This is a genomic window from Methanobrevibacter woesei, assembly GCF_003111605.1.
Lineage (GTDB): Archaea > Methanobacteriota > Methanobacteria > Methanobacteriales > Methanobacteriaceae > Methanocatella > Methanocatella woesei.
Map to the genome: position 1 here is coordinate 72,988 of NZ_MZGU01000004.1, position 13,505 is coordinate 86,492.

Annotated in this window: 13 protein-coding genes, 3 tRNA genes and 1 other RNA gene; 8 read left to right on the top strand and 9 right to left on the bottom strand. The window is 32.6% G+C overall.

Features of this window, described 5'->3' with window-relative positions:
- Window positions 1-2: 2 nt before the first annotated feature.
- The 5 genes from MBBWO_RS02760 to MBBWO_RS02780 form a co-directional block, all read right to left on the bottom strand.
- Window positions 3-1,958 carry a heavy metal translocating P-type ATPase gene (locus MBBWO_RS02760; RefSeq protein ID WP_116669366.1) on the bottom strand — a complete coding sequence of 652 codons (1,956 nt, stop codon included), beginning with the start codon at window positions 1,956-1,958 and terminating at the stop codon, window positions 3-5.
- Complete coding sequence (locus MBBWO_RS02765) at window positions 1,948-2,298, bottom strand: ArsR/SmtB family transcription factor (protein ID WP_116669367.1); 351 nt, start codon at window positions 2,296-2,298, stop codon at window positions 1,948-1,950. The genes MBBWO_RS02760 and MBBWO_RS02765 overlap by 11 nt, the downstream gene beginning before the upstream one ends.
- Window positions 2,299-2,393: 95 nt before the next feature.
- Window positions 2,394-2,467, bottom strand: a tRNA-Arg gene (locus MBBWO_RS02770).
- Window positions 2,468-2,526: 59 nt separating this feature from the next.
- Window positions 2,527-2,600: transfer RNA gene (locus MBBWO_RS02775), tRNA-Arg, on the bottom strand.
- Window positions 2,601-2,703: 103 nt separating this feature from the next.
- Window positions 2,704-3,264 (bottom strand): endoglucanase, encoded by a 561-nt coding sequence (locus MBBWO_RS02780; RefSeq protein WP_116669368.1) that lies wholly within the window; start codon window positions 3,262-3,264, stop codon window positions 2,704-2,706.
- Between the two features lie 214 nt (window positions 3,265-3,478).
- On the opposite strand from MBBWO_RS02780, the gene frhA reads away from it, so the two are divergent.
- Genes frhA through frhB form a run of 4 tightly spaced genes read left to right on the top strand, consistent with a single transcriptional unit; the run spans window position 3,479 to window position 6,885 of the window.
- A complete protein-coding gene (frhA, locus tag MBBWO_RS02785; RefSeq protein WP_116669369.1) occupies window positions 3,479-4,696 on the top strand; it encodes a coenzyme F420 hydrogenase subunit alpha in 1,218 nt (405 codons plus the stop codon).
- Window positions 4,697-4,715: 19 nt separating this feature from the next.
- Window positions 4,716-5,189 (top strand): coenzyme F420-reducing hydrogenase, FrhD protein, encoded by a 474-nt coding sequence (gene frhD, locus MBBWO_RS02790; protein WP_116669370.1) that lies wholly within the window; start codon window positions 4,716-4,718, stop codon window positions 5,187-5,189.
- On the top strand, window positions 5,189-6,022 hold the full coding sequence (frhG, locus tag MBBWO_RS02795; RefSeq protein WP_116669371.1) for a coenzyme F420 hydrogenase subunit gamma: 834 nt from the start codon (window positions 5,189-5,191) through the stop codon (window positions 6,020-6,022). Before frhD ends, frhG begins: the two co-directional genes overlap by 1 nt.
- Before the next feature lie 11 nt (window positions 6,023-6,033).
- On the top strand, window positions 6,034-6,885 hold the full coding sequence (frhB, locus tag MBBWO_RS02800; protein ID WP_116669372.1) for a coenzyme F420 hydrogenase subunit beta: 852 nt from the start codon (window positions 6,034-6,036) through the stop codon (window positions 6,883-6,885).
- Window positions 6,886-6,925: 40 nt separating this feature from the next.
- Here the strand turns inward: frhB and map are convergent, their stop codons facing one another.
- Complete coding sequence (map, locus tag MBBWO_RS02805) at window positions 6,926-7,846, bottom strand: type II methionyl aminopeptidase (RefSeq protein WP_116669373.1); 921 nt, start codon at window positions 7,844-7,846, stop codon at window positions 6,926-6,928.
- 108 nt (window positions 7,847-7,954) lie between these two features.
- Here map and MBBWO_RS02810 point away from each other — a divergent pair, with 108 nt between their 5' ends.
- The 4 genes from MBBWO_RS02810 to rnpB all read left to right on the top strand — a co-directional run bounded on the left by MBBWO_RS02810 (window position 7,955) and on the right by rnpB (window position 9,418).
- Window positions 7,955-8,368: a hypothetical protein gene (locus tag MBBWO_RS02810; RefSeq protein ID WP_116669374.1), complete on the top strand. Its 414-nt coding sequence runs from the start codon at window positions 7,955-7,957 to the stop codon at window positions 8,366-8,368.
- Window positions 8,369-8,377: 9 nt separating this feature from the next.
- Window positions 8,378-8,902: a hypothetical protein gene (locus MBBWO_RS02815; protein ID WP_116669375.1), complete on the top strand. Its 525-nt coding sequence runs from the start codon at window positions 8,378-8,380 to the stop codon at window positions 8,900-8,902.
- A 139-nt stretch (window positions 8,903-9,041) separates the two neighbouring features.
- A tRNA-Met gene (locus MBBWO_RS02820) sits at window positions 9,042-9,116 on the top strand.
- Between the two features lie 16 nt (window positions 9,117-9,132).
- Window positions 9,133-9,418: RNase P RNA component (rnpB, locus tag MBBWO_RS02825), an RNA gene on the top strand.
- Window positions 9,419-9,648: 230 nt separating this feature from the next.
- On the opposite strand, the gene dnaJ is transcribed toward rnpB, so the two are convergent.
- The 3 genes from dnaJ to grpE all read right to left on the bottom strand — a co-directional run bounded on the left by dnaJ (window position 9,649) and on the right by grpE (window position 13,428).
- Window positions 9,649-10,800: a molecular chaperone DnaJ gene (gene dnaJ / locus MBBWO_RS02830; RefSeq protein WP_116669376.1), complete on the bottom strand. Its 1,152-nt coding sequence runs from the start codon at window positions 10,798-10,800 to the stop codon at window positions 9,649-9,651.
- Between the two features lie 147 nt (window positions 10,801-10,947).
- Window positions 10,948-12,834: a molecular chaperone DnaK gene (gene dnaK / locus MBBWO_RS02835; RefSeq protein WP_116669377.1), complete on the bottom strand. Its 1,887-nt coding sequence runs from the start codon at window positions 12,832-12,834 to the stop codon at window positions 10,948-10,950.
- Between the two features lie 45 nt (window positions 12,835-12,879).
- Window positions 12,880-13,428 (bottom strand): nucleotide exchange factor GrpE, encoded by a 549-nt coding sequence (grpE, locus tag MBBWO_RS02840; protein WP_116669378.1) that lies wholly within the window; start codon window positions 13,426-13,428, stop codon window positions 12,880-12,882.
- Window positions 13,429-13,505 lie beyond the last annotated feature (77 nt).

Consider the following 13,505-nt stretch of genomic DNA (forward strand, 5'->3'; position numbering starts at 1 on the left):
CTTTATTTTGCAAGAAGAAGAGAATTTCCAACTACAATTAAAGTAATTCCCATATCTCCAATTAATGTTGCTTCCCATAAGTTAATGTATCCAGCTACTCCTAAAATCATAAGGATTACTTTTATTGTTAAACAGAAAGCTACATTGAATTTAATTTTACTCATTGTTCTTTTTGCTAAATCAAGAAGTAAAGTAAGTTTAGATAATTTATCTTCAAGAAGAACAATATCTCCAGTTTCAATTGCAACATCTGCACCATCAAGACCCATTGCTATTCCAACATTGGCTCTTGCAAGTGATGGAGTGTCATTTACACCATCACCAACCATTGCAACATCTTTGTAATGTTCTACGGACTGATTTACAATATTTACTTTGTCTTCAGGAAGCAAATTGGCATGGTAATTGGTTAAACCAAGTTCTTCTGCTACTGATTTAGCGGTTTCCTCATTATCTCCTGTAATCATGGTTGTTTCAATTCCAAGAGAGTTAATTTTAGCTATTGTTGATTTACTTTCTTGTCTGATTTTATCTTTAAGGGTAATTATCCCAAGAATTTCTTCTTCAGTTCCAATAATTACAGTGGTGTTCATTTTTTTATTATCTATTTTGATTTCTTGATTAGGGAAAAGAGTTTCTTTACCTACAAAGTAAGTAATATTGTTTATTTCTCCTTTAAGACCTTTTCCAGCTATTGATGCAAAGTTATCTACATCTAATAAAGGTAAATTATTATCTTTTTGATATCTGTTAAATGAATTTGCAATTGGGTGTTTTGATTTTGATTCAATAGAACATGCAATTTGCATTATATCTACGTTGTCTTTTAAAGTTTTAACTTCAGCTATTTCAAGTTTACCTTCAGTTAAAGTTCCAGTTTTATCAAAAAGAATTTCTTTGATTCTAGATAATTCTTCAACATATTCTCCTCCTTTAATAATTATTCCATTTTTAGTTCCTTTTGTAATAGCTGAAACAATGGAAACAGGAGTTGAAATTACTAGGGCACATGGGCATGCAATTACTAAAAGTGTTAATGCTCTATATGTCCAGTCTGCAATAGATCCTTCAATAAAGAATGGTGGTAGAATTGCTACAAGTAGAGCTAGGACCACAACAATTGGGGTGTAGATTTCAGCAAATCTATCTATGAATACATCTATTTTAGCTTTATTTTCTTCTGAATTTTTAATCAAATCAATAATTTTTGCAAATATGGTGTCATCAGGGTTTTTATTCACTTCTATTTCGATATAACCTTCTTCATTAATAGTGGAAGCATAAACTTCATCTCCAACAGTTTTACTAACGGCTAAACTTTCACCAGTAATTGAAGCCTGGTTTACAGAGGTTATTCCTTTAGATATTATTCCATCAACTGGAATTTTATCTCCAGGTTTTACAATTACAATATCTCCTATTTTAACATCTTTTACTGCTTTTTCATGTTCGTGATCGTCATGTTTTACAAGAGCTGTGTCAGGTGTCATTTTTACAAGTTTTACAAGAGAACTTTTTGACTTATTTAATGAGTAATGTTCAAGGTATTCTCCAAGATAGAATAAAACCATTAATAGTGCACCTTCTCCTCCAGATCCTAATAAAAATGCACCAATGGTAGCTATTGTAATTAAAAGTTCAATTTTTACTTTTTTATGAGTTAATTCTATTATCCCATGTTTCATTATGTCATGACCCACATAAACTGCACCAACTAAGAATATTAGCTGGCTAACAATCATAGGGGCAAGACTTAGTAATTCTATAACATGTCCAATAGCTAGTACTGCAATACCAATTGCAAAAATAGCTAGTGGTTTTTTGGATTGTTCAACATCCTCATCGATGTTTTCTAATAAATCTGCTTCACAGGCACATCCTGGACCATGTTCATGATGGTCATGATTACATGTATCATCGTGGTGGTGATGGTGTGATTCTTTTTCGCTAATTTGCATTTTTTTCGCCTTTTTTAATTAATTTGGTGATTTCTTCATCAACTAATGAGTAAAATATTTGTTTATTTTCTTTCCTGAATTTTACGAGATTTTTATTTCTTAAGTGTCTTAATTGGTGTGATACACTTGATTGACTCATATCTAATAGCAGTGATAGTTCACAAACACACAATTCTGAATGTTGAAGTGCTAAAAGAATTCTTATCCTGTTAACATCTCCTAAAATTTTAAATAATTCGCATGTCTTTTGAAGTGTTTCCTCACTAAGCATGTTTTTAGATATTTCATTAACCAGATCAGTTCTCACACTTTTAATTTCACAAATATCTTTTGAACTCATATGAACATATATTCATATGAACATATTTAAATGTTTCTATTTTTTTTATAAAATTAGCTATTGATTGAAAAATTATTTAATAAAAATAGTTAAAGCGGACTTGGAGGGATTTGAACCCTCGATCTTAAGATTAGGAGTCTTACGCCCTTCCAGACTAGGCTACAAGCCCATTAAATTATTAAGTTTTATAAAAATAATGTTCTAAAAAAAGAGTTTGTAAAAATATAGCGGACCCGCCGGGATTTGAACCCGGGGTCTTCGGATTAGAAGTCCGACGCCCTATCCAGCTAGGCTACGGGCCCTACAGTTCAGTACTATTTAACTTTATATTTTGTAGTATTTATATTTAACTATTTTTCTTATAAAAAAATAAGAATTTGAGAATAAATTAAGATATTCTCTTAATTATCCTCTATCTGTCCATCCAGATGAAGCATTAACAGCTACTGTATCAACAGGGTCGCCGGCTGCATTATAAACTGGCACATAATAAAAATTAGTTGCATTATCGTATGTAGGTTCTCCTGCATACCATCCAATTACTTTTATTACTCCATTTACGATTTCTTTTGCTTCTTCTGGAGTGATGATAGGTCCTGGACTTGGATTTGGATTATAAGGAGGGTTGTCTGAACTTCCGCTTCCTGAGCCTGAACCAGAGCTAGTGCCTGATCCGCTTCCACTTCCGCTTCCTGAGCCTGAACCAGAGCTAGTGCCTGATCCGCTTCCACTTCCACTTCCGGATCCTGAACTTGCACTAGTTCCACTTCCTCTTAAAAGACTGTTTAATGTTAAATTAGTTGTGTTATTTCCATGTCCGGTTCCACTTCCTGAGTCACCACCAGAGTCTACTCCAGCGAGATTGGAAAATGTTGCATCGTTTCCATTTATAAGACCGTAAGCTGCAACTGCTGCTGCAACACATAATACTATAATTATAGATATGATCATGTTTGATTTTTCCAATTTCTCACCTCCAATATGAGATTAAATAATGAATTAAAGTATGTCTATATTTATGTATATTGAACTACTTAAATTTTTACAATCTGAAAATCATATATGTTATTTTTGCATTACTATATAAATCTTTCGATTTATTCTAAAACCTACTTTTAATAATTAACTTTATATTAATATATTAAATGTTAGTTTCTAATTTAGAATTGAGGTGACACATTTGAAAGACAGAATAGTTATATCTCCTACTTCTCGTCAAGAAGGTCATGCCGAATTAGTCATGGATGTTGACGATGAGGGGATAGTTACAAAAGGAAGGTATTTGAGTATTACTCCTGTTAGGGGTTTAGAAAAGATGGTTCTTAACAAAAGTCCTGAAACTGCACCTGTTTTGTGCCAAAGGATTTGTGGTGTCTGCCCAATACCACATACATTAGCTTCTGTTGAAGCTGTTGACAGTTCTTTAGGTATTGAAATTCCTAAAGCAGCTAGACTTTTAAGAGAAGCTACTTTAGCTGCTCATAATATTAACAGTGCTGCAATTCACCACTTTTTAGTTGCACCAGATATTGTTCCAGATGATCAATTTGCAACTGCAGTAAAAAGTGTATCTACAATAAGAAAAACAGTACAATATGTTGTAGATATGATTGCTGGTGAAGGTATTCACCCTGCAGATATTAGAGTTGGTGGAATGGCAAGGAACATTTCTCCACTTGCTAAAGATAAATTAGTCACAAGAATGACTGATCTTAAAGAAACACTTGAAGCTCATGTTGAATTAATTAAAAACTTTGTTCTTGAAGCTGGACTTCCTAAAGATTTAGGTGTTGTTGATGCACCTGTTTTAGCAAGTAGTGGTGCATATGGGGACAACGACTGGTTTGACTTAGATAAATTCTCTGAAGTTTTACCTGAAGCATGGTATGATGACTCAGACATTGGTAAAAAAGCATGTACTACCATACCATTATGGGATGGTAAAAATGTTGAAACTGGTCCTAGAGCTAGAATGGAAAAATTCCATGGATTTAAAGGCAAAGGTGTAATTGCTCAACACGTTGCTAGAGCAGATGAAATGTTAGTTAATTATCAATTATGTCTTGATGCTCTTGATGAATTAGATACTTCTGCTTCTGCTAGAGCAGATTATGACCCAAGAGGTACTGGTAAATTAGGTATTGGTGTAATTGAAGGTCCAAGGGGAACTAATGTACACATGTCTAAAATTGAAAATGGTAAAACTCAATTTTATTCAGCTATTGTTCCAACTACCTGGAATATACCAACTATGGGTCCTGCAACTGAAGGATTTTCACATGAATTAGCTCCACATGTTATTAGAGCTTACGATCCATGTTTATCTTGTGCTACTCACGTAATGGTTGTAAATGACGAAGATAAAAGTGTAATTAAAAACGAAATGGTGAGAATCTAAGTCAAGGAGATGAAATAATATGCCGTATCATGCAGAGACAATAGTAGTTGGATGTGGAAATATTCTATTCAAAGATGATGGATTTGGACCTATGGTCATTCATAAATTAGAAGAATATTTCGAAGATAAAGAAATGCCTGACGAAACCATGTTTATTGATGCTGGAACCGGAGCAACACATTTTATATTTTCTCTTCCTGATGAATATTGGAAAAAAGTGATAGTAGTTGATGTTGTGGAGTTTGATGCTGAACCTGGAACTGTAAAAATATTCTCCCCTTATGACATGCCAAAAGGTAAATATGAAAATGCACACACTTGGCCTGTTGAAGAGCCACTTCATGAGTTGGCAAAATCTTGTGAAGTTGTTATTGTTGGTTGTAAACCAGAAGAAATCTCTTCACCAGATGTTGTAATGGGATTATCTGACTCTGTTGAAGCGGCGATTCCTAAAGCTATAGATATCATTTTAAAGGAAATTGGGGTATTATAATGTTTTCAAAATTAAAAAAAGTTTTTGGCGGATCTGAAGAACCGGTCAAAGAAGAAAAACCACAAGTTCAATCTACTCCTAAAGTTGAAGAAAAAGCACCAGAACCTGCTGCTAAACCTGCTGAAACCAAAGCAGCTGCTAAACCACGTATAGGTTACATTCACTTAAGTGGATGTACTGGTGATGGAATGTCTTTAACTGAAAATTATGACATTTTAGATGTTCTTCTTACTGATATGGTTGACATTGTTTATGGTCAAACCTTAGTAGATTTATGGGAAATGCCTGAAATGGACTTATGTTTAGTTGAAGGTTCAGTATGTTTACAAGATGAACACAGTGTTCATGAATTATTAGAAGCAAGAGAAAAATCCACTTTAATCTGTGCATTTGGTTCTTGTGCAGCTAATGGTTGTTTCACAACCTATGCACGTGGTGGACAACAAGCACAACCTAAACATGAATCTTTCTTACCAATTAGCAGTTTAGTAAAAGTAGATTTAGTTCTCCCTGGTTGTCCAGTATCTCCTGAAATGATTGCAAAATCTGTTGTTGCTTTAATTGAAGGCGATATGGAATATTTACAACCTGCATTAGACTTAGCTGCTTGTTCAACTGCATGTGGTTGTGATTTATTAAACAATGTAATCCGTAATGCATTATGTTGTGGTTGTGGAACATGTGGTCTTGCATGTCAAACTAGAGCTATTCAAATGGTTGAAGGTAGACCAAATATTAACACTGATAGATGTATTAAATGTGGATCTTGTTACACAATGTGTCCAAGGTCTTGGTTACCTGAAAAACAAATTAAGAAAGAAACAGGACTTTAGGGGGATTATTGATGGTATTAGGTACTTACAAAGAAGCACTTTCAGCTAGATCCACTGATAAAAGAATTCAAAAAGTAGCACAAGATGGAGGTATTGCTTCAGCATTACTTATTTATGCTATTGAAGAAGGTATTATTGAAGGAGCTGTAGTAGCTGGAGATCCTGGAGATGATTGGAAACCTGTTCCACAAATAGCAACTACTGCTGATGAAGTACTTGCTGCTGCAGGAACTAAATATTCAATGTCTCCAAATGTATTTGGTATTAAAGAAGCTGCTCGTCAAGCTGGGCTTGAAAAAATAGGAACTGTTGTTACTCCTTGTCAAATGCAAGGTATTAGAAAAGCTCAAGCATATCCATTTGCTACAAGATTCATTGCTGATAAAATTAAATTATTAATTGGTATTTTCTGTATGGAAAACTTCCCAATGGCTTCATTAGACACTTTTGTAGAAGCTAAAATGAATTCTTCATTATCAGATATTGATAAAATGGATATTGGAAAAGGAAAATTCTGGATTCATGAAAACGGTGAAGAACAAGGTATTGGTCTTAAAGAAACTCATGGATATGAACAAGCTGCTTGTAACATATGTCAAGACTATGTTTGTGAATATGCAGATGTTTCAACTGGATCAGTAGGTTCTCCTGATGGTTGGTCCACTGTTTTAACAAGAACTGATGATGGTTCTAGTATATTTTCCGCTGCTGTTTCCGCTGGTTTAATTGAAACAAAACCAATGGATGAAGTAAAACCAGGATTACCTTTACTTGAAAAATTAGCTAAAGGTAAGAAAAACAACGCTAAAAAAGAAATTGAAAGAAGAACTAAGTTAGGTCTTCCGACTGTAACTTACTACTAATTCTTCTTCTTTTTTTTATTTTTTTTAAAAAATTAGTTATTTAAAGAGTTGTAATGGTACAACCTTCTTTTTCTACGATTACTGTATGTTCTTTTTGTGAAACCCAGCATCCAGTTTTTTCTTTTAATGGATGATATGGATAAATAGCCATAGCTTCAGATAACTGTTTTAAAGAAGTGTGAAGTCTATGTTCATTAAATTCTTCTGTTAACCATCTGCCTGAGAATGGAAGGAATCTATAATTTTTCTTGATATAATTTAAAGTTTTTTGTGTATTTTTCATTCTAAAGGGTTTGTCTGCTAAATAGGAATAGATATATGTTCCAGGGCTATCATTAACCCATCCTACTCCATTAGTTGCAAAAGGTTCAATAGCTATTGCTTGTTCTTCTTCTAATATAGTAGTGTCATGATTGTTTATATTTGGAATTGATAATCCTGCATGTAAATTATTATATTCTAAACTGTGGCCTGTTAAATTAGCTATTGGATTTAATTCATATTCATTTATTGCTTCTTCAACGGCAGCTCCTATTTTTCCAATTTCTACACCTGCTCTTACTGTGCTAATAGCTGCTTCTAGACCTGCTGCAGATGCTTCAATTATTTCTTGATTTAAATTTAATGTGTCGTCATCAAAGCGTTCATCTAAATTTTTTCCAGGTGCTAATACTGTAATTGCAGAATCAGCTATATATCCATCAACTTCAGCTCCTAAATCAAGTTTTACTAAGTCTCCTCCATATATTAGTGTTTCATCGTTTAAAGGTGAAGTATAATGTGCAGCTACTTCGTTAATGGATACATTACATGGGAATGCAATTCCAGCTCCACTTTTAATTATTTCGCCTTCTACAAATTCAACGAGATCTATAACAGGTAATCCTTCTTTAATCATTTTAGAAGCGTCTTTTCTTATTTTAGAAACAATTTTTCCTGCTTTTATATATGAATCTATCATAAATATTACCTTCTCACATCTATACTTAATATATTATTTATCTTTTCATAATTTTTATATACTTTGTTTTAAATATTATCTTATGATAAGTAATATGGGAGGCAGAATATGCCAAACTTTAACATTCCAACTATCCCTAATCAAATATTTATATTAATACTTGTACTTATTGTATGTATTGTTATAATTATTGTGGTTGTTCAATGGAGGAAAGTTGCACAGTCTAAAAATGATATTTTAATGCTTGAAAAGGAAATTGAACTTAAAAAAATGGCAATGGTTGAAAAAGATTTAGAGTCCAAAAGATTAATGGATACTCCAATCCCTCTTCCAAAAGAACAACAGGAAAGTCTTTCTGCTATTAGGAAATCAACTACTCAAGTTAGAAGTGAAGTTGGATTTTTACATAGTGAAATAAATGAGAGATTAGCTCGTTTAGAAGCTCAAACTGAGCAAAGAAAATTGGAAAAAATGCTTAAAGAAATTGAAGCTAAAGAGGAAAAACTCAGAAGAAGTAAATAAGGTGATTATATGCAAGCAGGTGAAGCAATTGCAGTTATTATCTTAATAATTGCTGTATTAATTCTTATTTATTACTTTTTAATAAATAATCCTAATATTTCAAGCAAAATTAAATCATATGTTCCAGCTACTGCTGATCCTCATATGGATCAAATACTACATAGGGATGGAACTTCTGATTATAAAGAACTTTCTACTGTTGAAGATGAAATTGAAAAAGAAAAAGAAGGAATGGGTAAAAAAATTAAAGTTAGATTAAGTGATATTGATATGTCCGGTTTTAACACTGATGCATTTTCTAAAAAGATTGATGCTTTTCTTGATGAAAAAAGTGATCAATTAATTCAAGATTGGTCTTTAGCTACTTTGAATGATTTGGAAAGCCTTGAAAAGAAATTTGAAAATACTGCTAAGTCTGTTGATGAATTAGACAGCAAATTTAAAAAATTCAAAAAAGATTCTAAAAAATTCCAAGATGAGACAAGATCTAAATTAGATGAAATTGATGAAAGGATTAAATCACTTGAAAAATAGATTCCTTTCTATCTTTTATTTTATTTTTTTCAAAATATATTTTTTTATTATATTTAATGTTTAAAATAGAAATATTTATATATTATAATAGCTAATATTTTATAGTGTAGTTATATAAACTATTTACTTTTGTATTCATAGCAGGGTGGGGTAGTCTGGTGATCCCGCGGGGCTCATAACCCCGAGATCCCTAGTTCAAATCTAGGCCCTGCTACTTTTTAATAATTATAGCAAGTTAAAGACAGCTACTGGTTTTTTGTATTTAAACTAAGGAAACTCCGCCCATCGTTACAGACTATGGCGTTGAAAAACGTATACTGAGAGGTATGACTCTGGAGCAGAAACGACACGGCTTTTAATGATTGACAATGATATTTTTTGAGGACATTAAAAGAATCGGTGAAACGGCCATTCCATAGGATGCAAGAACAAAGTTGCCAATAATGAACTGTTCTAGGCAAGGTAGTTCGCTAAGATGAATGCTGTTAAACAGAAGGTGGGTTACTCTTAACAGGCTATAATTATTAATAACTTTTCTATTTTTGTGATATATCATTTATTTAGATTATTTCATGTACATCTTGTTTATTTTTTATATATTTTTTTAAAATCATAGTCATATAATAAAAAATAGCTATTGTAATTTTATTTAAAATTTATAAAAATAGTTTTTATTTGAGTCTATATTCAATTTAATTGATAGAAATAGTTAGTAAAAAATGTAAATTAGCTATTTAATAGCTAACTTACTTGTTGATGGCTTCTTTAAATTTGTCAAAGAAACCTTTTTCAGTGTGTTTTATTTCGTCACCACTGATTTTTGCGAATTTTTCTAATAATTCTTTTTGATGTTTATTTAATTTTTGAGGAACCACTACATTTACAGTAACATACATGTTTCCTCTATCATTATATTTTAAAGAAGGCATTCCTTGGTTTTTAACTCTGAAAACAGATCCGCTTTGTGTTCCAGCAGGTATTGTAAGTTCAATTTCTTTTCCATCAATTGTTGGGATGGTAACTTCTGAACCTAAACTAGCTTCTGGGAAACTGATTTCTTTTGTATAGTAAAGATGAGTTCCATCTCTTTCAAAGTTTCTATTATTTTTGATATGTATTGTAGCTATGAGGTTTCCTTCAAGACCTGTGGTTTCTCCACAGTTACCTTCACCACTTACTCTTAAACGGTCTCCTTCACTAACTCCTGCAGGTATGTCTATACTAATCTCTTTACTTTCACGGATTTTTCCTTTTCCATTACAAGTATCACAAGGGTCAGTAATTATTTTACCAGTACCACCACATTCTCTACATGGTCTAATATTCATCATTTGTCCAAGAATGGTGTTACTTACTTGTTTCACTTGTCCTGTACCGCCACATGTTTGACAAACTTGCGGTTCGCTACCGGGTTTTGATTTACTTCCATTACATGTTGGACATAATGCATCACGTCTTATTTTAATTTCTTTTTCACATCCAGAGTATGCTTCTTCTAAAGAAATTGTAATTTCTGTGTAGATATCAGAACCTCTTTGCGGACCTTGTGCACCTCTTGGGCCACGTCTTGAACCTCCACCAAAACCGAACATATCAAAGATATTTCCTATGTCAAATCCTTGGAAAATATCTTCAAAGTTTACATTTTGATAGAAGTCTTCTGCAGTAAATCCTTCCATACCTGCATGACCAAATTGATCATATTTTTGACGTTTATCTTCATCTGATAAGACAGCATAAGCTTCACTGATTTCTTTGAATTTCTCTGTAGAGTCTTCATCATCGCTAACGTCAGGGTGGTATTTCATAGCTAGTTTACGATATGCTTTTTTGATTTCCTTTTCATCAGCATTTTTGTCTACTCCAAGGACTTCATAATAATCTCGCTTTTCTGCCATGTGGTCACCTTAGTAATAATTAGAATTAAAAAAATAGTAAATAGGTGTTTATTTTTTAATCTATTATGTTAGTTTATTATTTGATTCTTGATTCTGTACTTATATTAATAGATTAATAAACAACCTTTTTTTAATTATTTTTACTATTTAATCGTCTTTTACTTTATAATCTGCATCAATTGTGTCATCATCGTCGTTGTTTGGTGCTTCTCCAGCTCCTGCATTAGGATTTTGGCCAGCTTGTTGAGCTTGTTGTGCAGCTTCAGCTTGTTGATATATTTTTGCACCAATTTCTTGTACAACTTTTGTTAACTCTTCAGTTTTTTCTTTAATGGCAGCAATATCATCGCCAGTTATAAGTTCTCTTAATTCTTCTACAAGTTTTTCAATGTTTGATTTTTCATCATCTGAAATTTGATCTTTTAATTCTTCTACAGTTTTTTCAGCGGTGTAAATCATTGAATCTGCATTGTTTCTAACTTCAATTTCTTCTTGTTTTTTCTTATCTGCTTCAGCATTCATTTCTGCTTCTTTAACTTTTTGTTGGATTTCTTCCTCAGATAATTTAGTTGAAGAAGTAATTGTGATAGCTTGTTCTTTTCCAGTACCTTTATCTTTTGCAGATACATTTATGATACCATTTGCATCAATATCGAAGGTTACTTCAATTTGAGGTACTCCTCTTGGTGCAGGTGGGATACCTACTAATTGGAATCTTCCAAGGGTAGTGTTATCTGCAGCCATTGGTCTTTCACCTTGTAATACATGGATATCTACAGATGGTTGGTTATCTGCTGCAGTTGAGAATATTTGACTTTTTTTGGTAGGAATGGTAGTGTTTCTTTCAATAAGAGTTGTTGATACTCCTCCAAGGGTTTCAATACCTAAAGATAATGGAGTTACATCTAAAAGAACTAAGTCTTTGATTTCTCCTGCAAGTACTCCTCCTTGAATAGCTGCTCCCATAGATACACATTCCATTGGGTCAATACCACGTTCAATTGGTTTTCCTATGAATTTTTCAACATATTGTTGTACAATAGGCATTCTGGTAGGTCCACCAACAAGGATGATTTTATCAATGTCGCTTTTACTCATTTTTGCATCATCTAATGCTTGTTGCATTGGTTTTCCAGATTTTTGGACAATGGAATCTACTAATTCTTCTAATTTTGCTCTAGTAAGGGTGATAATTAAGTTTTTAGGAGTTCCATCTGCACCCATTGTAATAAATGGTAAGTTTACTTCAGTTGTGATAGTGGTGGATAATTCGATTTTTGCTTTTTCAGCTGCTTCTCTTAACCTTTGTACTGCTTGATCATCATCCATAAGGTTAATTCCATTTTCTTTTTCGAATTCATCAGCTAAGTATTTTAATAAGACATTATCCATGTCTGTACCACCAAGTTGAGTGTCCCCACTGGTAGCTTTTACTTCAAATACTCCTCCACCGAATTCCATGATGGTTACGTCTAAGGTACCTCCACCTAAATCGTATACCATGATGTTGACATCATCATCTTCTTGTTTATCAATACCGTATGCTAAGCTAGCTGCTGTTGGTTCGTTTACAAGTCTTACAACATCTAATCCTGCAATTGTACCTGCATCTTTAGTTGCAGTCCTTTGGTTGTCATCAAAGTAAGCTGGTACAGTAATAACAGCTTTTTCTACAGGTTCGCCTAAGAAGGATTCTGCATCTTTTTTAATTTTTTGTAAGATGAATGCAGAGATTTCTTGTGGAGAATATTGTTTTCCATTTACTGTAACTTTGTGATCAGTACCCATACTTCTTTTAATTGCACTGATGGTATTTTCTGGATTGGTTACAGCTTGTCTTCTTGCTGGTTCTCCAACTAACATTTGTCCATCATCGGTAAAAGCAACATAACTTGGAAATGCTTTACCATATTGACTTGCTCCTTCTGCAGAAGGGATTACAGTTGGTTTTCCTCCTACAAGAACGGATGCTGCAGAATTACTGGTACCAAGGTCAATACCAATTATTTTTTCTTTTTTAGTATTATCAGCCATAATTATCACCTTTGATTTTTTGAATAAGTAATTGATTTATAAACATTATTTTTTACAGACTTTTACTTTTGAATATTTGAGGACTTTATCTTTAAGTGTATATCCTTTCATTAATTCTTCAATAATATATCCATTTTCAAAGTCATCATTATTTTCAGCCATTAGAGCTTCATGTTTAAATGGGTCAAATTTTTCACCTTCAGTAGGGATTTCTTTTAACCCTTCTTTTTCTAAAATATCTTTAAGTTTTGAATAAATTAATTCAACACCTTCTCTTAATTCTTTTTCATTGTTAGATTGATTTAAAGCTCTTTCTAAGTCTTCATAGCTATCTAATATGTTTGAAATTAATTGTTCATTGGCATATTTTATAATTTCTGCATTTTGCTTTTCACTATGCCTTTTGTAATTTTCAAAATCTGCTTGAAGTCTTTGGCTGTATGATATATATTCGTTGGTTTGATCTTCTTGTTTTTCAAGTTCTTCCTGAAGTTTAGCTATTTCTTCATTTTTAGATTCTAGCTTTTCAAGAAGTTCTTCTTGGGTTTCTTCTTGAAGATCGTTCTTTTTTTCATCTTTTTTATCATTAGCCATAAAATTACCTTTCACTGTTTTTTAAATTTCTAAAAAACTCAATAAAGTCGTTGTTCTGAGAATTTAACTTTTTATAT